Source organism: Parafannyhessea sp. LCP19S3_B1, from assembly GCF_052121955.1.
Lineage (GTDB): Bacteria > Actinomycetota > Coriobacteriia > Coriobacteriales > Atopobiaceae > Parafannyhessea.
Genome location: NZ_JBQKDH010000001.1, coordinates 106,202 through 129,131 on the forward strand (window position 1 = coordinate 106,202; position 22,930 = coordinate 129,131).

General features: G+C 66.1%; 20 protein-coding genes and 2 tRNA genes. 19 read left to right on the forward strand and 3 right to left on the reverse strand.

What is annotated here, in order from left to right:
• The first annotated feature begins 3 nt into the window (after positions 1–3).
• The 18 genes from ACTQWE_RS00450 to purN all read left to right on the forward strand — a co-directional run bounded on the left by ACTQWE_RS00450 (position 4) and on the right by purN (position 15,578).
• Positions 4–94 (forward strand) — tRNA-Ser (locus ACTQWE_RS00450).
• A gap of 52 nt (positions 95–146) precedes the next feature.
• Positions 147–237, forward strand: a tRNA-Ser gene (locus ACTQWE_RS00455).
• Between the two features lie 194 nt (positions 238–431).
• Positions 432–1,454, forward strand: a complete 1,023-nt coding sequence (locus ACTQWE_RS00460; RefSeq protein WP_441855027.1) for a DUF4013 domain-containing protein — start codon at positions 432–434, stop codon at positions 1,452–1,454.
• Between the two features lie 276 nt (positions 1,455–1,730).
• Positions 1,731–2,024 (forward strand): 30S ribosomal protein S6, encoded by a 294-nt coding sequence (gene rpsF / locus ACTQWE_RS00465; protein ID WP_373577244.1) that lies wholly within the window; start codon positions 1,731–1,733, stop codon positions 2,022–2,024.
• A gap of 49 nt (positions 2,025–2,073) precedes the next feature.
• Positions 2,074–2,556 carry a single-stranded DNA-binding protein gene (locus ACTQWE_RS00470; RefSeq protein ID WP_170103833.1) on the forward strand — a complete coding sequence of 161 codons (483 nt, stop codon included), beginning with the start codon at positions 2,074–2,076 and terminating at the stop codon, positions 2,554–2,556.
• A 54-nt stretch (positions 2,557–2,610) separates the two neighbouring features.
• Positions 2,611–2,883 (forward strand): 30S ribosomal protein S18, encoded by a 273-nt coding sequence (rpsR, locus tag ACTQWE_RS00475; protein WP_090847281.1) that lies wholly within the window; start codon positions 2,611–2,613, stop codon positions 2,881–2,883.
• A 205-nt stretch (positions 2,884–3,088) separates the two neighbouring features.
• Complete coding sequence (locus tag ACTQWE_RS00480) at positions 3,089–3,949, forward strand: DUF2232 domain-containing protein (RefSeq protein ID WP_441921190.1); 861 nt, start codon at positions 3,089–3,091, stop codon at positions 3,947–3,949.
• 23 nt (positions 3,950–3,972) lie between these two features.
• Positions 3,973–4,506 carry a 50S ribosomal protein L9 gene (rplI, locus tag ACTQWE_RS00485; protein WP_170103835.1) on the forward strand — a complete coding sequence of 178 codons (534 nt, stop codon included), beginning with the start codon at positions 3,973–3,975 and terminating at the stop codon, positions 4,504–4,506.
• A gap of 493 nt (positions 4,507–4,999) precedes the next feature.
• Entirely contained in the window at positions 5,000–6,394 is a 1,395-nt protein-coding gene (gene dnaB / locus ACTQWE_RS00490; RefSeq protein WP_170103836.1) for a replicative DNA helicase, read from the forward strand.
• Positions 6,395–6,536: 142 nt separating this feature from the next.
• Positions 6,537–7,817, forward strand: coding sequence for an adenylosuccinate synthase (locus ACTQWE_RS00495; RefSeq protein ID WP_170103837.1), 1,281 nt, complete (start codon positions 6,537–6,539; stop codon positions 7,815–7,817).
• Positions 7,818–7,823: 6 nt separating this feature from the next.
• On the forward strand, positions 7,824–8,765 hold the full coding sequence (locus ACTQWE_RS00500; RefSeq protein ID WP_170103838.1) for a DegV family protein: 942 nt from the start codon (positions 7,824–7,826) through the stop codon (positions 8,763–8,765).
• A 33-nt stretch (positions 8,766–8,798) separates the two neighbouring features.
• A complete protein-coding gene (purD, locus tag ACTQWE_RS00505) occupies positions 8,799–10,097 on the forward strand; it encodes a phosphoribosylamine--glycine ligase (RefSeq protein WP_441855031.1) in 1,299 nt (432 codons plus the stop codon).
• A gap of 221 nt (positions 10,098–10,318) precedes the next feature.
• Entirely contained in the window at positions 10,319–10,996 is a 678-nt protein-coding gene (locus ACTQWE_RS00510) for an NUDIX domain-containing protein (protein WP_441855146.1), read from the forward strand.
• A 75-nt stretch (positions 10,997–11,071) separates the two neighbouring features.
• Entirely contained in the window at positions 11,072–12,037 is a 966-nt protein-coding gene (locus ACTQWE_RS00515) for a hypothetical protein (RefSeq protein WP_441855032.1), read from the forward strand.
• Positions 12,038–12,134: 97 nt separating this feature from the next.
• Positions 12,135–12,596 (forward strand): 5-(carboxyamino)imidazole ribonucleotide mutase, encoded by a 462-nt coding sequence (gene purE / locus ACTQWE_RS00520; protein WP_154541691.1) that lies wholly within the window; start codon positions 12,135–12,137, stop codon positions 12,594–12,596.
• Between the two features lie 153 nt (positions 12,597–12,749).
• Complete coding sequence (locus tag ACTQWE_RS00525; protein ID WP_441855034.1) at positions 12,750–13,715, forward strand: class B sortase; 966 nt, start codon at positions 12,750–12,752, stop codon at positions 13,713–13,715.
• A gap of 160 nt (positions 13,716–13,875) precedes the next feature.
• On the forward strand, positions 13,876–14,946 hold the full coding sequence (gene purM, locus ACTQWE_RS00530) for a phosphoribosylformylglycinamidine cyclo-ligase (RefSeq protein WP_373578167.1): 1,071 nt from the start codon (positions 13,876–13,878) through the stop codon (positions 14,944–14,946).
• Positions 14,943–15,578, forward strand: coding sequence for a phosphoribosylglycinamide formyltransferase (purN, locus tag ACTQWE_RS00535; RefSeq protein WP_441855036.1), 636 nt, complete (start codon positions 14,943–14,945; stop codon positions 15,576–15,578). The genes purM and purN overlap by 4 nt, the downstream gene beginning before the upstream one ends.
• A gap of 81 nt (positions 15,579–15,659) precedes the next feature.
• On the opposite strand, the gene ACTQWE_RS00540 is transcribed toward purN, so the two are convergent.
• From ACTQWE_RS00540 to rlmD, 3 genes are all read right to left on the reverse strand, one after another.
• The gene (locus ACTQWE_RS00540; protein WP_441855037.1) at positions 15,660–17,369 is read right to left on the reverse strand and encodes a hypothetical protein; all 1,710 of its coding nucleotides are present in this window, start codon (positions 17,367–17,369) and stop codon (positions 15,660–15,662) included.
• A gap of 27 nt (positions 17,370–17,396) precedes the next feature.
• Positions 17,397–18,395 (reverse strand): PrsW family glutamic-type intramembrane protease, encoded by a 999-nt coding sequence (locus ACTQWE_RS00545; RefSeq protein ID WP_441855039.1) that lies wholly within the window; start codon positions 18,393–18,395, stop codon positions 17,397–17,399.
• A gap of 173 nt (positions 18,396–18,568) precedes the next feature.
• On the reverse strand, positions 18,569–19,762 hold the full coding sequence (gene rlmD / locus ACTQWE_RS00550) for a 23S rRNA (uracil(1939)-C(5))-methyltransferase RlmD (protein WP_441855041.1): 1,194 nt from the start codon (positions 19,760–19,762) through the stop codon (positions 18,569–18,571).
• 275 nt (positions 19,763–20,037) lie between these two features.
• Here rlmD and ACTQWE_RS00555 point away from each other — a divergent pair, with 275 nt between their 5' ends.
• A complete protein-coding gene (locus ACTQWE_RS00555; protein ID WP_441855043.1) occupies positions 20,038–22,875 on the forward strand; it encodes an immune inhibitor A domain-containing protein in 2,838 nt (945 codons plus the stop codon).
• Positions 22,876–22,930: the final 55 nt, after the last annotated feature.

The window sequence follows — 22,930 nt, forward strand, 5'->3', positions numbered from 1 at the left end:
TGAGGAGAGTTGTCCGAGTGGCCGAAGGAGCACGATTGGAAATCGTGTATACGCCTAAAGCGTATCCTGGGTTCAAATCCCAGACTCTCCGCCAGAATAGTCCTGTGGCGCCTTCGGGCGCCACTTTTAGATAGCCAATACCCCACGGAGGGGTGGCAGAGTGGTTGAATGCGGCGGTCTCGAAAACCGTTTACCCGCTTCGCGGGTACGAGGGTTCGAATCCCTCCTCCTCCGCCATTAGATGCTTTACGGGTGGAACCTTGGTTCCGCCCGTTTTTTATAGAGCGCGAGAGTACCGCACGCTCTAGATCACATCTGCCTTGCGCGCATCTTGACAGTCGAGCGCGCCGTGCAAAGATGTAACGAGTCGTATGCGACAATCATTTGCAAGCGAGCCTCGCTGCCGGCCAGCAGGCCGAAAGGAGACCGATATGAGTGCTCAGAGGGAAGCGTACTACTCCAGGTCGTGGGCGCTGCTCACGCGCGACAAGGGCTGGTGGAAGGTGCTGCTGGTCGCGGGCATAGCGAACTTCGTGCCCATCGTTGGGCCCCTGGGCGTGTTTGGCTACGCGCTGGAATGGGCGAGGCTCACGGCGTGGGGCGTGGACGCATCGCCCAAGCAGAAGGGCGTCCGCGTGGGCGAGTGCATCAAGAGCGGCTGGCGCGGCTTTGTGGCGTGCCTGGGCTGGCTCGCCGTGTGGGAGGCGATCTCGCTTATCCTTATGCGGCTGACTCATAACGACGACGTGATGAACCTGCTCGTGTCCATCGCCTCGCTCTTCGTGAACGTCATCCTGTGCGTCGTTGCGCTCCGTGCGGCCGTGTACCAGAGCTTCAAGGCGGGCTACCAGGCAAACCGCCTGTGGGGCATGCTGAAGGCGGACTTTGGCGGCATCGCGAAGATTACGGGAATCACGACGCTGGCGTCTCTTGTCATAGGCTTCGTGCTGAGCGTCGTTGGCCTCGTGGCGATGATGCCCTCCGTCGCCCACGTGATCGGCTTTGCGGTGTCGGCCGGCTCCTCCGCGGACTACCGCGCGTTCGTGAATGTGCTTGCGGACGTGATTGCCGGCATCTTCCCCCTGGTCATGTTCATGGCGTACCTCGCGAGCGTGGGCCAGGCCTTCGTTACGCTCATCCAGGTCACGGCCGTTGGGCTGTGGATGAGGAACTTTAACGTTCCCGCATGGGGAGCGAGCGCAGACCCGCTCCCGGCCTCCGTCGCCACCCTTCCGCAGCCGCAGAACCCCGCAGACCCCGCGGAAGGCGACGCCTTCGTGCGGCAAGGCGCCTCCACTCCGGCTACCTCGCAGCAGCCTGCGCCCGCGGCGGGCGAGAAGAACGAGCCTGCGGGGCAGGAGGGCTCAGCCCAGAATACGGAAGGCGCAGGTGACGACGGCGTGAAAAGCCTGCCCGCCTCCGGCGACACGTACGATTCGCCCCGATTCTTGTAGAGTCCGTGGCGAGGCCTGGGCGAAGTGGCCTCGCGTTTCTCGTCTTCACGCGCTTTACGTGCGCGTACGTATCCCCGGGCAGGTATCTGCAGCCCGGGGATATTTTTCTGCAAGCACCGCCTGCTACGCTTCTTGTGTGGGGAACGTATGGGGAGTCGCGTTTGAGGCGTGATGACGAAGAGTTTGGACGCATCTGTGTTACGATACCAAATCGACCTTTCCTGCTCCGGATGCACCTTCACTAACCGGAGCCGTTAGCCCAGAGGAGGTGACCACATGAAGGCTTATGAACTGCTGTATTTTGTCGATCCCGCGGCCACTGAGGAGGCTCGCGCCGGCGTCTCCAAGCGTATTGACGTCGCTGTCACCGAGAACGGCGGCAAGATCGACAACGTCGAGGACTGGGGCAAGCGCAAGCTCGCCTTTGAGATCGACAAGCTCACCGAGGGCGACTACACCCTCGTCGACTTCCACGCAGACCCCGCTCAGATCGCCGAGCTCGATCGCGTTCTCCGCATCAACGATGCGGTGAAGCGCCACATGATCGTGCGTCGCAACGACAGGGACTAGTTTTGGAAGTGTGGACGTGCGCGTCCACGGACGAGAGGCGTAAGCAAGCATGAGTATCAACAGGGTGAACATTTCCGGTAACCTCACTCGTGACCCGGAGCTGCGTTCGACCGCCGGCGGAACCCAGGTTCTTACCTTTGGTGTTGCCGTCAACGACCGTCGTCGCAACCCGCAGAGCGGCGAGTGGGAGGACGTTCCCAACTACATCGACTGCGTCGTGTTTGGCAACCGTGCCGAACCGCTCTCCCGTTTCCTCTCAAAGGGCATGAAGGTTGCCATCGAGGGCAAGCTTCGCTGGAGCTCCTGGGAGCGCGATGGGCAGAAGCGTAGCAAGATCGAGGTAATCGTTGATGAGGTCGAGTTCCTCTCGCCGAGGAACGGCGGCCAGCAGGGTGGTGGCTACCAGCAGAACAACGGCGGTAACTACCAGAACTACTCTGCTCCCGCACCCGCTCGTGCTCCCGAGCCCTCCCGTCCCCCCGTCCAGACCCCGCCCAGCGCGGACATCTACGACGAGGACATCCCGTTCTAGGATTCAAGAAGGCGGCCAGCGAAAGCACGGCCGTCGTAAGAAAGGCAAAAAGACATGGCTAAGCAAAGGCAAGTTGAACAGCGCCAGCCGCGTCGCAAGTATTGCCAGTTCTGCAAGGAGGACGTCGAGTTCATCGACTACAAGGACACGCAGCTCCTCCGCAAGTACATGACCGACCGTGGCAAGATTAAGCCCCGTCGCGTCACTGGCGCCTGCACGCAGCATCAGCACGACATCGCGGTCGCTATCAAGCGCGCCCGCGAGATGGCACTCCTGCCGTACACCGTCACCGTGGTTTCCAGCCGTGGTGGCCGCAACCGCGGCTAGGTAGCCTCTAGAGAAGGACGCAGCTCTTTTGAACGACACTTCCGAAAACGGTCGTCCGGTGGCTCCCGAGGGGTTTGACGGCTCCAAAGGCGCGCACGGCGCCCGAGAAGTGGCGGAAGGACCGAGATCCACCCAAGGTGGTCTCGCCTGGATTCTGGTCGGCGCGGCATGCATGCTCGTGGGAATCGATTTCGCGTGCGTGCTCGTGGCGTACGGAATCGGCCTTTCGGAATCGAACGGGAAAGTGGCCAGGCGGACGGCGTTTGTCGTTGCCTGTCTCGCCTCCATCCTCGTTTGCGTTCTGGTCGATCCCAAGCAGATACCCTATGTGCTCATCGGGTGTCTGACGGCCTGGGTCTTCTCTGCAGACGGTTCGGATGCAGAGGCCTCCACTGGCTGGAAGTGCTTTGCCGTCGCGGTGATAGCGCTTGCGATGGCAGGTACCGACGCGGTGTTCGCCTATCTGAACAACACGTCTCTTCCCGCCGCCATGGACGGCGCGATACGGACGTACGCGAGGGAGGCGGGACAGTCTGCGAGCGCGGACATGCGCGAGCAGCTGACCGCGGTGGTGACGTTGGCCAAGACCTACTGGCCGATGGCGTTCCTGAGCAACGCCATCGTCGAGGCGCTCTGCTCTCACATTGGCGGGAGCCTCGCGGCAAGAAAGAGGAACGCGCGTACTGAGCGCACGTTCTCCTTGTTTGACGCGCCGGCATGGGTCGCGGTGCTCTTCATCGTCGGGGTTGCGGCGAGCCTCCTAAGCTCGCAGCTGCCTGCCTGGTCCTCCCAGGTGAAGATGGTGGGGGAGAACGTCCTCACGGCAGCCAGGGTCGCCCTGTTCCTGCAGGGCGCGGCCGTGGCGACGTGGTACACGAAGAAGGCTGGCTTCGGCCCCATAACGCAGGGACTGACGCTTGTCGCGGCGTTCTATCTTGAGGTGTCATTCTTGTTAGTGAGCGTTGTGGGATTGGTCGACGTAGTCGCGGCGAACTTCCGTGGCCTTCCGCGCAAGCGGGGGAACGCGCGGCCAAAGGATCCCAAAGTGAGCAAAGAGTCGGCCTAGGCCGACCAACAAAAGGAGTTCCCATGAAAGTCATCCTTCTGGGTGAGCTCAGGGGCAAGGGCGGCGAGGGCGACATCGTAGAGGTCGCTCAGGGCTATGCGGAGAACTATCTGTTCCCCCAGAAGATCGCTCAGCCTGCCACCCCGGGCAACATCAAGCAGCTTGAGGAGCGCCGCCACAACATCGAGAAGCGCGAGGAGAAGCGCATCGCCGATGCCAACGCGACGAAGGCCAAGCTCGACGACCAGACGATCGTGATCGACGCCAAGGTTGGCGAGAACAACCAGCTCTTCGGCGCCGTTACCGCAGCGCAGATCGCGGACGCCATCAAGGCCCAGCTCGGCGTCGAGGTCGACCGCAAGCGCATCGCGACCGGCGGTGCCATCAAGACCGCCGGCGCCCACGTCGTCGACGTCAACTTCTACCGCGAGATCGGCTCCAAGGTCACCGTCATGGTCGGCACCCCCGTCGAGGAGGAGCCTGCCGAGGAGCCCGAGGCCGAGAAGGCCGAGGACGCCGAGGCCACCGAGGCACCTGCCGAGGAGTCTGCGGAGTAGCGTTCCCGCACCCAGGCCCGATTGATGGTCCTAGCAGGGGATTTCAACAATACCTGCAGGTAGAGGGGTTGTCGTGAGAGCCTGGCCAGCACATACGTGCGCCATACGGGCCGCCCGAACATGCTTTCGTTCGGGCGGCCCTTTTCTCGCCGCGAGGGCATAACGCGCCGTCTACCTGCAGAAATGTCCTGTTTTCGCAGGTAGAGGGTGGTGTATGGGGAGCCGGGGCATTTCTCGCCCGGAGTCCCGCCTTGTGAGGAGAAATGTTGAAAACGCAAACCTCGAAAATTTCCCAAATTTGTTGAAAACTAAGAAAAGTGAAGAAAGGCCCGCTCGTGGCGCCTAGCTATCAACAAATTGGGTCGTAGCCCCCGATGGTGGCCGCAGACGGGCTTGACAAATCTCCGAAGGCTTCACTCAACCTCAATCTGCGGACGGACGGCTACGTTCTAGAATGAGTGGACCGTGGCAATCAGACGAGGAGCGCAGGGACATGTCCGACAACCAATACGACAACTACTCCGGCTCCGGAGGTCCGCTTCCGGGCGGGGGCGTGATGCCGCAGGACCTTGCCGCCGAGAAGAGCATCCTCTCGGCGATGCTGCTCTCCCAGGAGGTGCTGCAGGAGTGCCTCGTCGCGCTGAACGAGGACGACTTCTACCTCTACTCGCACAAGGCGATATTCCGCGCGATGAACGAGCTGTTCGATCGCGGCCAGGTGGTGGACCCCGTATCCCTTGCAGACCACCTCAGGAGCACGGGCAACCTGGACAAGGTCGGCGGGATGGCGTACATCCTCGACCTCAACACGAACTCGTTCTCGCTCGCGAGCTGGCAGCACCACGTCGAGATTCTGCACAGGGACGCGACGCTGCGCGCCATCATCGACGCCTCCTCCAAGATCACGGCGCTTGCGTTTGACGCGCCGGAGGACACGAAGGAGGTCGTGGACACCGCGGAGAACCTGCTCCTTGGAGTCACGAACCGCGAAATCGGCGACAGCTACTCCACGCTCACTGAGGTCATGGGCGACCTCTACACCGAGCTAGGCGAGATGTGCCAGAACCCGGACGGCACGCTGGGAGTCTCCACGGGCTACCCCGGGATCGACGCGTGCCTGCAGGGCCTGCGACCCGGACAGATGGTCGTCATCGGCGCGCGACCCGGCGTAGGAAAGACGTCGTTTGCGCTGAACCTCGCCGTCAACGCGGCGGCCGCAGGCGCGAGCGTCGCGTTCTTTTCGCTCGAGATGAGCAAGACCGAGATCGCGCAGCGCCTGCTGTCCGCGCAGGCAAAGATCCCGCTTTCCGCCATCCGCGGCGCGAAGATAAAGGACGACCAGTGGGGCACCATCCTGGACGCGACCCGCGACCTTTCCCAGCTGGACATCCTGATCGACGACACGCCCGGCACGACGGTGACGGAGATCCGCGCGAAGGCGCGCCGCATGCTGAAGGACAAGCCCAAGGGCATGGTCATGGTCGACTACCTGCAGCTGCTCTCGCCGCCGTCCGGGGGCCACCGCGCGGACAGCCGCGCGACCGAGGTCTCGGAGATGTCGCGTGGCATCAAGATCATGGCGAAGGACCTCGAGGTGCCCGTCATCGCGCTGTCGCAGCTGAACCGTCAGGTAACGGACCGCAAGGGTCAGCGCCCGCAGCTGTCCGACCTGCGCGAGTCCGGCTCCATCGAGCAGGACGCCGACATCGTCATCCTGCTTGACCGCTCCATGACCGAGGAGGAGGCCGCGCGCGACGACCGCCCGGACATGAACGTGACGGAGTTCATCATCGCGAAGAACCGCTCCGGCCCGCTGAACATCGTGCCGCTCATGTTCCTGCCCGGCTCCACCAAGTTCGTCGAGGTGGACACCAGGCACGGCGACTAGTGGCCCGGCCATCCGTAGAGATGCGTTGAGAGTCTCAAACATAGGTAACGAGAAGAACGGGAAGTCCTTCTCGTGGCCTATACTGAGACTGCCGGCGCCACGGCGCCGCGACACGTGAACATGACCCGACAGGGAGGATGCAATGCCTGCAACAGTTCTGGTTGGCACACAGTGGGGCGATGAGGGCAAGGGCAAGGTCACGGACCTTATCTCCGGCGACTACGACGTCGTCTGCCGCTACGCCGGCGGCGCGAACGCCGGCCACACGGTCATCGCGAACGGGCACAAGCTCGCCCTGCACCAGGTTCCCTCCGGCGTGATGTACAAGGGCACCTATCCCGTCATCGGCAACGGCTGCATCGTCGACCCGGAGGTCCTGCTCGGCGAGGTCGACGTGCTCGAGGGCCAGGGCATCTCGTGCGCAGACCTCAAGATCTCCGGCAACGCGCACATCGTGATGCCGTACCACAAGGACCTGGACGGCGCGCACGAGAAGAAGCTCGGCAAGAACCTCATCGGCACCACGAAGCGCGGCGTAGGTCCCTGCTACATGGATAAGATGAACCGCACCGGCCTTCGCATCCAGGACATGCTGGACGAGAAGATCTTCCGCGAGAAGCTGGACGCGGCCCTTGCGTACACCAACCCCATCCTCGAGAAGGTCTACGACCTCCCGACCTACACGGTCGACCAGATCTGCGAGTCGTACCTGCCGTTTGCCGAGCGCATCCGCCCGTACATCGTGGAGAGCTCGCTCTTCCTGAACGAGCAGCTCGAGGCCGGCAAGAACATCCTGTTCGAGGGCGCGCAGGCCACCATGCTCGACATCGACCACGGCACCTACCCGTTCGTCACCTCCTCCAACTGCACCGCGGGCGGCGCGGTCACGGGGTCCGGCGTCGGCCCCACCCAGATCAAGCGCGTGCTGGGCGTCGCGAAGGCGTACCTCACCCGCGTGGGCTCCGGCCCGTTCCCGACGGAGCTGTTTGACGAGGTGGGCGACAAGCTGGGCGAGGTCGGCCACGAGTACGGCGTGACCACCGGCCGCAAGCGCCGCTGCGGATGGTACGACGGCGTCGTCGTGAACTACGCCGCCCGCGTCAACGGCCTCACGGACCTCGCGATTACGAAGCTGGACGTCCTGGGCTGCCTGGACGAGATCAAGGTCTGCGTCGCGTACGAGTGCGACGGCAAGCGCTACACCACCGTGCCGGAGCACCAGAGCGTCTTCTATCACGCGAAGCCCGTGTACGAGACCCTCCCCGGCTGGAAGTGCGACATCTCTGGCGTCCGCAACTTCTACCAGCTCCCGCGCGAGGCGAAGGACTACGTCGACTTCCTCGAGCAGCTCGCGGGCGTGCGCGTCTCCATCATCACCGTCGGCCCCGATCGCGACCAGACGATCGACCGCTACTGGAAGTAGGCCAGCGTGACCGCCAGCACTTCCAACAGAAAGTTCGCAATAGTGTGCGATAGCGCGTGCGACCTCCCCCTCTCCACGCTGGAGAGGGCGGGGGTCGCCCTCGTACCGCTCATCGTGCGCATGGGGCACGAGCAGTACCGCGACTGCCTCGACATCGACACCCCCACGTTCTACCGCGAGTACACCAAGCACCGCGGCCAGATCAACACCTACTCGCCGTCCGAGGTCGACTTCCTGACCGTGTACCAGGCCCTTGCGGAGCAGGGGTGCGAGCACATCGTCTCGCTGCACGTCTCGTCCCAGATGAGGGACGTGTGCGAGGTCGCGCGCAGCGCCGTCTCGAAGGTGCAGGGCGCGCGCGTCACGGTGATCGACACCCATGCGGCCTCGGCGGAGTACGCGCTCGTGTTCGCGCGGCTCGTGCTGGACAGGAACGCCGGTATGGACTCCTACGAGGCCGTGGAGCGCGCGCAGGCGCTGTCCGCGGCGTCGCGCATGCTCATGGTCCCCACGGCGGACGCCAACCCGTCAAACGGCATTGGCCACAAGCGCGGCGGCATACTCGGCCACATGAGCCAGCTGCAGCGCCGCGCGCTCGGCGTGCGCGGCCTCGTCAAGATCACGCCTGACGGCCAGGCGGAGGAGATTACCACCTCCTCTGACACGGCGCGTCTCGCGGGCGTGCTCGCGCGCACGCTCAGCCGCTACTCCGCAAAGGTCGGGCCCATCACGTACGCCGAGGTCTACTCCGGCGACCCCAAGGTGCTGCAGAAGCTCGAGAAGCCGCTCGACACGAACGAGTTCGAGTCCGCCTGCGCCACGCGCCTCAGGGCCAACCCCTCCACCTGCGCCCAGATCGGCGTCGGCGCCGTGGGAATCGCCTATGCGCCCGCATCGCTCATCACCGCCGAGGAGGCATCCTCGATCCTTCAGGCACGTCAGGCCTAAGGCCACATTCACGTCTAGCCCAAGGAGGGCACCATGGCTTCACAAGACCACAAGGTAGACATCCTGCTCCTAGGTTCCGGCGGGCGCGAGCACGCCATGCTGGTCAAGCTCGCCCAGTCCCCGCGCGCCGGGAGGCTGTTCGTGGCGCCGGGCAACGGCGGCATGTACCAGCTCGCCCAGAAGGTGGACGTGGACCAGAACGATCCTGCCGCGGTCGCGCGCTTCGCCCGCGAGAACGGCATCGGCCTCGTGGTGATAGGCCCGGAGGCGCCGCTCGTCGCAGGCGTGGCCGACGCCGTGCGTGCGGAGGGCATCCCCGTCTTCGGTCCCAGCGGCAAGGCCGCGCAGATGGAGGGCTCGAAGAAGTTCGCCAAGGACGTCATGGAGCGCGCCGGCGTCCCCACGGCCAGGTACGAGTCGTTCACGGACGAGACCGCGTGCGCGGAGTACGTGCGCAAGGTCGGCGGCCCCATCGTCATCAAGGCCGATGGCCTCGCCGCCGGCAAGGGCGTCATCGTCGCCCAGACCACCGAGGAGGCCCTCGACGGCGTCCACGAGTGCTTCAACGCGTTCGGCGACGCGGGCTCCCTCGTCGTGGTCGAGGAGATGCTCGAGGGTCCGGAGTGCTCGCTTCTGGCCCTCACGGACGGCAAGACCGTCGTGCCCCTCGCGACCTCCCAGGACCACAAGCGCGCGCTCGATGGCGACCGCGGCCTCAACACGGGCGGCATGGGCGTGTACTCCCCGGTGCCCATCCTGCTGCCCGGCGAGCTTGAGCAGATGATTCAGATAGAGGAGAAGGTCGTGGCGGAGCTTGCCCGCGAGGACAACCCCTACAGCGGCTGCCTGTACGGCGGCTTCATGCTCACGAAGGACGGCCCGAAGGTCCTCGAGTTCAATGCCCGCTTCGGCGACCCCGAGACCCAGGTCGTGCTGCCTCGCATGAAGGGCGACCTCGTCGAGTGCTTCCTCGCGTGCGACGACGGCACCCTCAGCCCCGACATGGTCTCGTGGGACGACGACTGGGCCGTCTCCGTCGTGCTCACGAGCGCCGGCTACCCCGGCTCCTACGAGAAGGGCAAGCTCATCTGCGGCATCGACGACGCAAACGCCATGGACGGCGTGACCGTCTACCATGCGGGCACCAAGCTCGGCGAGGACGGCGCCGTGTACACCAACGGCGGCCGCGTGCTCGACGTCACGGCCGTGGCCCCCACGTTCGAGGACGCCCGCAACAAGGCGTACGAGGCGTGCGACAAGATCTTCTTCGAGGGAAAGACGTACCGCCACGACATCGGCATCAAGGCGATCAAGGGCCGCGCGAACCTGTAGCGCGCCTGGGTACCATGAGCGTGTAGGCCAGCAGTCGCGGCGCCGCGTGGTGCCGCGACTTTTTATCCGGGAGGCAACGCATGTCCAAAGACGAGAAGAACGAGGGCTCGGACGAGGTAGACGTCACGTTGGACGAGGACGACGACGCGCTTCTGGGCGAGGAGCACCTGGTGGCGCTCGATGACGGCACGGCCGGCGCCCTTGACCACGCGATATCGAGCATGGCCGAGGGGGTGGACGCCCTGACGTACGACGGCGACAGGAGCAGGCACGACCACCACTCCGGCGCGCCGGAGCGCAGGCACCTGGTCCTGGGCGACGACGACCCGCGCGACGCGGACCTGAGCGAGCACGTGCTTGCGGAGGACGTGGTGTTCAAGGGGCGCGTGTTCAACATCGACCGCCTGCGCGTGCGGCTGCCGGACGGCGCGGAGGCAGACCGCGACGTCGTGCGTCATCCCGGCGCCGTCGCGCTCGTCGCCCTTACGGATGACGGGCGCATCTGCCTCGTGCGGCAGTACCGCTCCGCGCTCGGCCGCGTCACGGTCGAGATTCCCGCCGGCAAGCTCAACCCCGGCGAGGATCCGCTGGACTGCGCGGAGCGCGAGCTTGCGGAGGAGACGGGCATGCGCGCCCAGAAGATGGCGTTTCTCACCACGATCGCCACGGCGGCGGGGTTCGCGGACGAGCTCATCCACATCTACATGGCGACGGGCCTGACGCTGGCGGAGTCGAGCCCGGACGCGGACGAGTTCATAAACGTCGACCTCGTGGACCTGTCGGAGCTGGTGGACGCCGTGCTCGACGGCAGGATCGAGGATGCGAAGACCGTGGTGGGCGCGCTCATATGTGATGCGGTTGCGCACCGGCTGTCCCCGCAGGGCGCGGACGCGCGGTAGCAATATACTTAACGGGATTGATTGTAACGGGACCGATTGACGGGGCGGGCGTGGCCCGCGGCAGGAAGAGGCTTCATGGCAAAGTTGGGGGGAAAGGCTCGCAGGCGGGGCACCCTTGACGCCGCAGACGCGGAGAAGCTCTTCTCGACCGTGGACGAGACGGGCCACACCAACGAGGAGACCGCGGCGCGCCAGCGCAAGATGCGCAGCCAGGGGCGCCATGGCGTCGACGTGGACCCGCTTTCAGACAAGGACCCCTCCGGCTCGAACGTGGGCGAGGTCATGACCCGCACCACGACCATCTTCCTCGTGGTGTTCTTCCTGGCCGTCGTGACGCTGCAGGTCTCCTGCGGCGTGGTGCGGCGCGTCAGTACGCGCAGCCTTGGCAACGACGCCAGCATCTCGAGCGTCGTCGCCGCGATGAGCAACGGCGTGGAGTGGGGCAACGGCTACACGCAGTTTCCGGAGGACTTCTCGGTGCAGGAGGCGGACGAGAACTCCCACCGCATCGAGGTGACCGTGACGGACACGAGTTCGTCCGACGTGCTGGGCGTGTTCTCGACCTCGCAGATCCAGGCGGCCGCGCTCGCGACGAACGCCCTCATGAACCCGGACATCAACACCGTCATCTACAACGTGAACGTCCACGTCAGCAAGGCGGGCAAGATACAGACGTCCAGGTTCTTTGGCTACCTCAAGCCCACGGGCGAGCAGAAGACCCTCATGACGTTCATCTGGACCAAGACGTCGACCGCGCAGGGCGTGCGCTTCAACTGCTCCATCACGGGCGTGGACTCCGCGACGGAGAAGCAGCTGCGCAAGTCCATCACGAACGGCGTGCTCGACCAGGTGTTTGGCCCGAGCGCGGACGACAAGTCCTCAAGCGGCGGGGACGGCGACTCCGGCGGCATACTGGGCGTGCTGACCTCCGGTGCCGACGGCAAGTCCACGGGGGACGCCCCCACCACGGACAACGCCTCGAGCGCAACGGGCGAGAAGGGCGCCTCCGGTGCGGCGACGGGCACGGGCGCTGGAAACTGATGCCGCCGAACCTATACTGTCTGTAGCGACCGTCGGCGCGGGAGCCGGCTGGCGGACGCCTTCCGAAGAGACGAACACGAGACCTTGGAGGTCAAGCATGGCAGAGCAGCCTGTCGTCGGAATCATCATGGGTTCCAAGTCGGACATGCCGGCAATGGAGGCGTGCACGAAGGAGCTGGACGAGCTGGGCGTTCCCTACGAGCTGGTCATCGCGTCCGCGCACCGCGCGCCCGCGAAGGTGCACGAGTGGGCCTCGACTGCGGCAGACCGCGGCATCAAGGTGATCATCGCGGCGGCGGGCAAGGCCGCGCACCTGGGCGGCGTCGTCGCGGCGTACACGCCGCTGCCCATCGTGGGCGTGCCCATGAAGACCTCCGACCTCGGCGGCATGGACTCCCTGCTGTCCATGGTGCAGATGCCGTCCGGCGTGCCCGTGGCGTGCGTCGCCATTGGCGGCGCCAAGAACGCGGCCATCTATGCGACCCAGATCCTGGGCGCGACCATGCCGGAGTACCGCGAGAAGATTGTGGAGCTCAAGAGGCAGATGGCCGAGGCCTAGGCAACGCGAAAGCCGTGCAGCGCGAGGCGCCCGTTTGTGGGCGCCTCGCGTCGTTTGTGGCCGAGCCCGGTCCAAACGTGCAAGAATGGTGCGTTGGAAACGAAGGCGGCGGTGCCTGGCGCCCCGCCGAGACAGACCTTGGTAGGAGTGACGATGGGAAAGCACACGCGAGCTCAAGGGCCCGAGGGCACGGCGCAGGCGCCTGCCACGGCGCCGGCGATGGAGCACGGTGCCGTGGGCTTCGAGCCGCTGACGCCCACGCGGGGCGCCGCGACGGCCGGCGACCAGGGCCGCCCAAGGCGCAAGCGCGGACTGCGCAACGTCCTGAGCACCATCTTCCTGGTGGTTGGCATAGCCCTTCTCGCCACGGCGGGATACCTGTACTTCCACGCGCAGAGCGAGTACAGCCACACCCGGCAGAGCAACGAGAAGCTCCAGAAGGTCGCCAACGTCCAGGTGAGCGAGAACAACGGCGCGCCGAAGATAGACTTTGCCGCGCTGGAGGCTGTGAACGACGACATCGTGGGCTGGGTGGACGTCGTGGGGACGAGCATGAGCTTCCCCGTGTACCAGGGCAAGACGAACAACACGTACCTGCGCACGTCCGCGACGGGCGAGTACAGCGTGGGCGGCCAGGTGTTCCTGGACTGCAAGAACACGAAGCCGGGCATGGTGGACGCCCAGTCGCTGATCTACGGGCACCACCTGAACGACGGGCAGATGTTCGCGCCGCTGGACGACCTCAAGAAGCAGGAGAACTTCGACAAGGTGAAGACGGTCTGGTATGTGGACCGCAACAACAAGGCGTGGGAGCTCGAGCCGCTGCTGCTGTACATCATCAAGAGCGACTACGACGACGACCTGCGCACGTTCACGTTTGCATCGAACGACGACTTCCACGCATACCTGAACAAGATGCTCGCGAAGGCGGTCGCGAAGCGCTCGGACGCGCAGCAGATCATAGGCGGCACGAGCCACGTGCTCACGCTCGTGACGTGCAACTACGACTTTGGCCACGGCCGCGCCGTCATGCTGTGCGTGCCAAAGAGCGAGGCCGCGGCGGCGACGGGCGCGTCTGCGCAGGACGCTTCGGCCTCCGGCACAACGAACGGGGCCTAAGGGGGCGGACGTGCCGTCTGCCTGCGGGCGCGTCGCGTAAACAATGTGCGCGTAAGGCGCCGCGCACGCGGCGGCGCCATTGGAACTTGATAGACTTGAGACATACGCTGCAGCCGGTGCGCAGGGCCAGCGCCCTGCGCGACACACGGAGGAGAAGAGCATGGAGACTCAGCCCAAGCACATTACCTACGCCGACGCCGGCGTGGACGTAGACGAGGGCGCACGTGCGGTGGACGCCATCAAGGCGGCCGTGAGGGAGACGAACCGTCCGGAGGTCATTGGCGGCCTGGGCGGGTTTGGCTCGTGCTTCAGCATGAGGGGCTTCAAGGACATGGAGGACCCCGTGCTCGTATCCGGCACCGACGGCGTGGGCACGAAGCTCGCGATCGCCCAGCTGCTGGACCGCCACGAGACCGTGGGCGAGGACCTGGTGGCCATGTGCGTGGACGACGTGGTGCCCATCGGCGCGGAGCCGCTGTTCTTCCTGGACTACGTCGCGATCGGCAAGCTGCGTGCCGAGCACGTGGCCAAGATCGTGAAGGGCATCGCGAACGGCTGCAAGAAGTCGGGCTGCGCCCTTGTGGGCGGCGAGATGGCCGAGCACCCCGGCGTGATGGACCCCGACGACTACGACCTGGCCGGCTTTGTGGTGGGCGTGGTCGACCGCCCGAAGATGATAGGGCCGCACCTGGTGCACGAGGGCGACGTGATCCTGGGCCTGCCGAGCTCCGGCATCCACTCCAACGGCTACAGCCTGGTGCGCAAGGTCGCCATCGAGGGCAAGACGGTCGAGGAGCTCGAGACCCCGCTGCCCGAGCTGGGCGGCGAGTCCCTTGCGGACGCCGTGATGCGCCCGACGACGATCTATGCGGGCGGCCTCGTTGCCGCGCTGAAGGCCGGTGCCCCCATCCACGCGATGGCGCACATCACGGGCGGCGGCATCACCGAGAACCTGAACCGCGCGCTGCCGGCGGACGTGGACGCCGTGGTGGACCGCGGCGGCGCCGACGGCCCTGCGTGGGACGTGCCGCCCATCATCGACTACTGCGTGAAGGCCGCCGGCCTCACCCCGGACGAGGCGTACAAGACGTTTAACATGGGCGTGGGCATGAGCATCATTTGCGACCCCAACGACGTGGACGAGGTGTGCGAGGACCTGGTGGCGCAGGGCTTCGCGCCGTTCGTGATGGGCGAGTGCGTCAAGGGCGAGGGCAAGGTGACCTACCGATGAGCCAGGAGCGCAGGCCCATACGGCTGGGCGTCCTCATCAGCGGCAGCGGCACGAACCTCCAGGCCATAATCGACAGGATCGCCGCAGGCACGCTCGACGCCGAGGTCGCGATCGTCATCTCTTCTCGCCCCAGCGCGTACGGACTGAAGCGCGCGGAGGCCGCGGGCATCCAGACCATGACCCTGAGCAAGGAGGTGTACGCCGACCCGATCACGGCGGACGAGGTGATCGCCTCCACGCTGGTGCGTGAGAAGGTCGACTACGTGATCATGGCGGGATACATGCGCATGGTGCACGCGCCGATCCTGCGCACGTTCGAGAACCGCGTGGTGAACCTGCACCCGGCGCTGCTGCCCAGCTTCAAGGGGGCGCACGCCATCCAGGACGCGTTCGACTACGGCGTGAAGGTCACGGGCGTGACCGTGCACTTCGCGGACGACAGGTACGACTGCGGCCCCATCATCGCGCAGCGCGCGCTGCCCGTGCAGGAGGACTGGGACGTGGACACGCTCGAGGCCCACATCCACGAGATCGAGCACGAGCTGTACCCCGATACCATCCAGCTTCTGGCAGAGGGCCGCGTGCACGTGGAGGGCAACAAGGTCGTGGTCGACCCGTCGGCGGGCGCATAGCGAGGCGTGGCGACAGGCTGCGAGACGCGCGCGTTGGACGCGTGCAGACAAGCGAAAGACCTTTGAGAGAGCAGGGCGTCCCTACCAGGACGTCCTGTTTTCATCCGTAACGGCAAGCGTCTGATGGTCTACTAGGTAGAAGCCCATGAGCTCCGGCTCGCCGTCGCCATTGGGATACGTGCGCTCAAGCACGAGTTCCTGCGCCGTGCCGGAGGGCTGCTCGGACTCGCCGTTGTCTTTTAGCACGTACTCGACCACGACGGTCCTGCCACGTACAATTTGGTCCTGCGTGCCCAAACTTGCATATGCATGGCCCTTTGCGTCGAAGGAGAGCGCGGGCTCGCTTGTGCCGGGCACGACGCCCCGCTTTTGCAGATACCTTGCGACTGCGCGCATCTGGTCTGCGAGCGCAGACGAGATGGCGGATTCTGACGTGTCGGTATCGGACGTGACGGCCGAGCTTCCCGCGGACCCCGTCGCGGACGTCGAGCTATCGGTCGTGCCAGAGCCGGAGTCGCCGCCGTTTGCAATCGTCTTGCGCCATGCCTTCGCGTCATACACCTGTGCCGGCGACCACTCTTGCATCACAAAGGGGTCGCGCGTGCGCCAATACGTGGTGAGGCGGCTCGAACCATAGCTTTCCTCCGTGTCGATCGCGACGTAGTCGTACGGACGCCCATCGGCAGAATCAAGTTGTACGCCGCGCACGATGACGCGCTCCGTCCCATCCGTTGCGAAGAGCGTCCCGATCGCGACAACAAGCGCAAGGCACGTGACAGCCACGACCACAAGGCACGAGCCCACGACTTGCGCGACCTTGCGCCCGCGCGTTTGCGGCGCATCCCGGCGTGTGCGCCACCGGGCGAGAAGAACGACGCCCACGATTGCGAGCGCCACGATGAACGACGAGGTCAGCAGGCCAGCGACCGTCTGGTATCCCACGTGCAGGCGCCAGCTGCCCGTGGCGTCGACCCCGGTGGCGACGCCTGCGAAGAGGAGGCAGTGTGCCAGCATGACGGAGAGTGCGACCGCCAGAAGCGGCTTGCGGCGGCGTGGCTGCAGCGCCCTTGCACAGGCATCGTGCAGGGTCGCGTCCTCGGGCGCGCGGCCGTCAGCCGTGGATTGCGCCCAGCCAAGGACCGCGTCTTCGGGCGGGAAGTCCGCGTCCTTCTCGCCTGCGATTCCTGCGTAGCGGATTGCCGCGTCACGGGCGTCTTCTTGCAGCTGTATTGCCGTGACGGTCTGCAGCAGGTACAGGAGCTTCAGGCGGTCTGGGTTCAGATGGGAGGTGTCTACGCGCAAGAGGGCGTCGCCGGCAAGATGGGGTTGCCCCCTGAGGATGTCTAGCCGCGCAAGAGCGAGCAGGAAACGCGGCGTGGTGCTTGCGGAGCGGCGCCCCCTGCGGAACGCGCGCAGCACGTAGTCGTGGCGCGCGTCTGGCGCAAGGCGAAGCGACGCGCGACCAAACGCCGCGCCGGCGGCATACTCGAGGCCGCGCCCGAGGACGAGCGCGGCAAGCGTGACGCACAGGACGGCCATGATTGCGGCACCAAGCGAGGTGGCTGACAGCCACGTGTTCGCGCACCACGCGAGCCCGGCAAACGCGAGCGCTGCTGCCGCGACGCGCAGCAGGGCGAGCGTGGCAAGGGCACCGTCCGCAAGCCTGCGACCGCGGGGCTCGTACGGGTAGTCGCGCGGGAGGGGAGTGCCAAGGTCGTACGGGCTTGCGGTTGCGCGTGCGTCGCTTGCGGCTGCCTTGCGCGCGCCTTCCCGCATGTCGTCACCTCGCATGACAGAACCTCCCGCCCCTTGTGCCGGCTACAGGCCCCGTGGGGGCTGCGGCGCCAAGCCCGCGTCTTTCTCGCCCGGCGCGGCGTCCTCGCGGGCGTCTTGCGAGCCGGGCGTGCCGTGGGCCGCGTGCCGCTTGCGCCGCTTGGGGCACGGAGCGGAAAGGCGGCGCTCGCCGTCAAACGTGATGTCGCCCCAAGCATACAGGAACGGGATGGCCGCGATAAGGCAGATGAGTGCCTCGAACAGGGCTCCCGCGTCGCTAAGGGGCGTGTCCCACGCGGCGTGGCTCAGCAGCGGGGCGAGCACTAGAAGAAGTCCGCGCAGGCGTCGGCGCTGGCAGAAGAACAGCCAGACGGCGACGGCCGCGAGCGCCGTGTACGTCCAGTGCGAGACGAGCGCGCCCGAGACGCGGTCTCCGAGCGTGACCGCGACCGCGGTCTCGTACCCGTGGTGCGCCGAGGCAACCTGGTCCACTATGTAGCCCAGGTCCTCGTTGAGCTGGAAGCCCATGCCCACGCACATGCCGCCCACGAGCCAGTCGCGGCCGCCGTGGCGTCCGGCAAGGCCCAGCACCGCCAGCACGGTGAGGAGCTTGAGCGTCTCTTCCACCAGCGGCGCCTCGACGGCATCGCCCCACGTGCTGACGAAGGCCTTGGACGTGGCCGCGCGCAGCAGCACGTCGGCGGCGTCGTTGAGCTCGCCGGCGATCCAGCCGGGGACGAAGAGCCCGCTTGCGAACGCCAGCACCACAAGCCAGCGCGGCACGCCCGCGCGCATGCGCGTGTAGCGCACGAACACGAAGAACGGCACCAGGTACAGAAGAAGGAGCGAGAAGCACAGGAGCATGGTCTGGTAGTGCTCCGCGAGCTGCGACGCGTGGTGGATGGTGCCGCGGTCCATGTCGCCGAACATGGCGAGCGGTCCTATGAGGAACAGGAACAGAAACGCGGTCAGCCCCACCCACCAGCGGCGCCTGTGGTAGCCAAACGGGTTGCGACTGAGCGTCGCGTTGCTTTCTGGTGCCATGAGAATGCCTTCTTACGTACGAACCGCCAAATATCGGCCCCGGGGACGGGGCCGAAGACAGGCTGGCACTTTGCAGGGGCATGGGCAATGCCCGCGTGGCAAATCGTCGCAATAATGATGAAATCGCCACGCCGGGCCACGCGTCTGGCACGTGCCTGCCGCGCGCGGCGCTGCTAGCGCCGAACGAGCGTGACGACGCTTTCCACGTGCTTCGTGTGCGGGAACATGTCCACGGGCACCGCGGACTCCATCGCATAGCCGTGCTGGCGGAGAAGTGCGAGGTCCCGTGCCTGCGTCTTCACGTTGCAGCTGACGTAGACCACGCGGCTGGGAGCGAGGTGCGCCACGCCCGCGAGGAACTCCGGCGTGGAGCCCGCGCGCGGCGGGTCCATCACCACAACGTCGAACCCGGCGCCGCGACCCTCGCGCGCGACGCCCTCCATGTAGGCCGTGGCGTCCGCGCGCACAAACTCGCAGCTGTCTGCCAGGCCGTTCGCCCTCGCGTTGCCGCGCGCCATCCGCACGGCGCCCGCCACCTGCTCTACACCCACTACGTGCACGTTAGCGCCGGCTGCCTGCGCCTGCGACGCCGCGCAGATGCCGATGGTGCCGCACCCGCAGTACGCGTCCAGCACTCGCATGCCACCGCTCAGCCGCGCGCCGTCTATGGCCAGCTGGTACAGGACCTCCGTCTGGCGGGGGTTCGTCTGATAGAAGCTCGTGGGCCCAATGCGGAACGTGCAGCCCAAAAGCGCGTCCTCCATGGTGCCGGGACCCATGAGCGTGCGGCACTCGCGTCCCAGGATCGCGTTGGTGCGGCGCTGGTTCACGTTCAGCACGATGGACGTGACCTCTGGGTGCAGCTGCGCCATGCGGCGCACGAACTCTTCCTCGCGCGGCAGGCGCTGCCCGTTTGCCACCACGGTCAGCAGCACGTCGTCCGTGGCGTACCCGCAGCGCACGACGGCGTGGCGCAGCGTGCCGCGCCCGCGGTCCTCCTGATACGGGCGTATGCCCAGCTCCTGCGCCACGCGCGCAACGTCCTCCAGGATGCCGCGCGCCCTGGGGTCCTCCACCAGGCAGCTGCCGCACGCCACGATGCGGTGCGTGCCCGCGCTATAGAAGCCGGAGCGCACGCGCCCGCCCTTGCCGGGCGCGAACGGCGTCGCCGCCTTGTGGCGGTACGCTACGGGCTCGTCCATCCCGCGGATGGCCGCCACGCGGCACCCGTCCTCGCGCGCCATGCCGCCCAGCAGCCCCTCCACCAGCTCCTGCTTGCGCCGCAGCTGGATGGGGTACGGAACGGCAAGCCACTCGCAGCCGCCGCACGACTTTGCGATGGGGCAGGTGTAGGTCTTGTAGCCCATGTAACCTCGCGAACGTACGTGGTCCTTGCGGGCACGTGCCCGCGTTCTTCTCTGCAATTGTAGCGGCGCGCCGGGTTAGGGGGCCGCGGCCTTGCCCCGGATGTGTGCGGGCCGTGCGCCGCCGCCGTCGCACCGTTTAGGAACGTTTTGGGGCATCTTAAGGTCGCGTTTGGTAACCTGCAGGCCAACTATTGGATAATTCCGCCATCTAACCTGGACTCTAGAGGTTCCGGTACGCGGCCGCGGGCGTGCGGCCCGTCTGCAAAGGAGGAGTGATGACCGAAGGATGTGAGGAGGGCGTCGCACCACGAAGCCGCGTCATGCGCGCGGCGGTGGGCGCGGCGCTGGGGCTTGCGCTCGCGCTGGGCTCGGCGGCACCTGCGCTCGCGATACCCGCGTACAACCAGCCGGTGAGGGTCGCGCAGCCCGACGGGTCTACGGCCAGCATTACGACGCATGGGGACGAGTGGTTCCACTACGCCACGAACTCCGGTGGCGTGGTGGTGCAGCAGGACCCGGACAGCGGCACGTGGCGTCAGGTGGTGGGCTCCGGCTCCGGCCTTGCGCTTGGGTCTGACGCGCAGGCCGCCGCAGACGCCGGCGCAATCGACGCAGACGCGCTTTCCGGTGACGCGGCCCGTGCGGCGTACTACCAGCTGGGCGGCCACACCTACTCTGGCAAGACCGGAAGCGACGCGACGGCGTCCCAGCCCATCACGGTTTCGGACGTCCGGAAGACGCAGGGCACAAGCGCTCCTTCCGCGGGCAAGGTCAAGATGATGATGAGAAGCGCCGCCCCCAAGGCGAGCACCTCGCTTCCGCTCCTGACCATCGTGGTGGGCTTCAGGGATGAGCCGTACCGCGACGACTACGACTGGAACAAGACGTTCTTCACGGGCGAGTACAGCGTGTCGTCCCTGTACGCCACGTCCTCCGAGGGCAAGTTCACCTGGCGCCCGGCAGAGGAGTCCAGCGCGTACGGCAACGGCGGCAACACGAACTCCGCAGACAAGGCGAACGACGGCGTGGTTCACGTGACGCTGGACCGCGACTACGGCAACCCCGACCCGTTCACCCCGGGCGACGCGGACTACATCGCGGACATGAAGGGGGCCGTGGAGGCTGCGGCCCAGTACGTGGACTTCTCGCAGTACGACACTGACGGGGACGGAAAGGTCGAGGCGAACGAGCTTGGCCTGGGCGTCGTGTTCGCCGGCTACGAGGCCGCGACGAGCTCCATACCCGAAGGCCACCACGGCATATGGTCGCACCAGTACTCCTTTACGGAGGAGACGGGCGCCCCGTATGAGGTGACCTGCGCAAACGGCAAGACGGTGGGCGTGGATCGCTACATCGTGCAGTCCGAGAGCGAGTCGATGGCGGCGGGAGAGGAGCACCAGAGCGGCATTGGAGCCCTTGGCCACGAGCTCGGCCACTTCCTGGGCATGCCGGACCTCTACTCCACGACGTATGACAGTGGCGCGTGGGACAACTATTCCACCATGTACCTCTCCATCATGGACTACGGTTCGTACGGCAAGACCACGAGCGGCGAGTACCGCCCGACGTTCTTCGACCCGTACGACCGCTACCTGCTGGGATACGTCACTCCCGAGGAGATCACGAAGAGCGGTACCTACACGGCGACGTCCGAGACCGACCCGGCCGGCTACAAGTGCTACATCATCCACGTGAGCGACGACGAGTACTACCTGATCGAGAACCGCCAGTACGCGTCGTTCGACGCCGGCATGGAGCCCATGTACATGAATGGCGACAACACGATCAAGAACCCGACCGGCGGCATCGTGGTGTGGCACGTTGACAACGGCATCGCGACGAAGTGCGGGTATCCCGGCATGCCAGGCGTCGAGGCCGGCCTTGCCAACACGGTGAACGTAAAGACGCACCGCCCCGGCGTCATGGAGAACTACTTCGAGGGGTCCGCGGGATCGCCGAACCTGTACGCGCCGTTCCTGAACGCGACGGAGCACGCGGCGTACGGCGCGAGCAAGCTCTCGCTCTACAAGGGGTCCGACGACCCCGCTGCGAAGACGGACACCGGTATCAGCGTATATTCCACCGACGAGGGCTCTACCTCGATGAAGTTCGTGGTCAGCTTCCCGATGTCCATCACGAAGCAGCCAGTGGGCGCCGAGTACAAGGTGGGCGACGCGGCAACGCCGCTTTCCGTCGAGGTGGCGAATGCGACCGGCAGCGTGACCTTCAAGTGGGAGAAGTCCACGGACGGCAAGACCTGGGCTGGCGCCCGTCCCGCGGCAAAGGCTTCCGCGACCGCGGCGAAGGCTCGTGCCGCTGCCGACGGCGCCACGCTGGTGCCCGACACGTCCCATGCCGGCACGACCCAATACAGGGTCACCGTCACCGACGAGGGTGGCCACACCCTGACGTCTGATGCGGCGACGGTGAAGGTGACGTCGAGCCTTGAGGTGGTTGCCCCGAAGGACGTCACCTACGACGGCAAGGAGCAGCGTCAGCCCGTGACTGTGAAGGATGCGAAGACGGGCGACGTGCTTGTGGAGGGCACTGACTACACGCTTGCGTATGGCGGCGACCTGACGAACGTTGGCCAGGTGACCGTGACCGCGACCGGCAAGGGCAACTACGAGGGCGACGCAACGGCGTACTACCAGATAAAGAAGGCTCCGCTTACGGTGAGGACCGAGTCTGCCACCACGACGTGCAACGGCAAGGTCCTGACGGCGAAGGGCACGATATCCGGCCTCGTGAACGGAGAGAGTGCGACCCTGAATGTGACGGGCGGCCAGAAGGAGGTCGGCACCTCCCAGAACACCGCGACGATCGTGTGGGACGGCACGGCAAAGGAGTCCAACTACGACGTGACGTATGACCTGGGCACGCTCACGGTGAGAAGTGCCGACGAGCCGGCGCCGAGCGCCTCTGGCAAGACGCCGTCCGCGCCTGCGGGCAGGGCCACGTCCGTGGTGAGCAGGGCGGCGAGTGCCGTGCGTTCCGTGCTGCCGAAGACCGGCGACGCCAACAGCGCCGCGATGCCTGCGGCGCTTGGCACGCTTGGCGCGCTGGCCGTGGCGCTGGGCCTCGCGCGTCGCCATCGCGAGCGCAGGGGATAGGCGCGGCTGGCGTCTCGCCTGAGGCGAGCACCTGGCGCGACGCATGTGACTGACG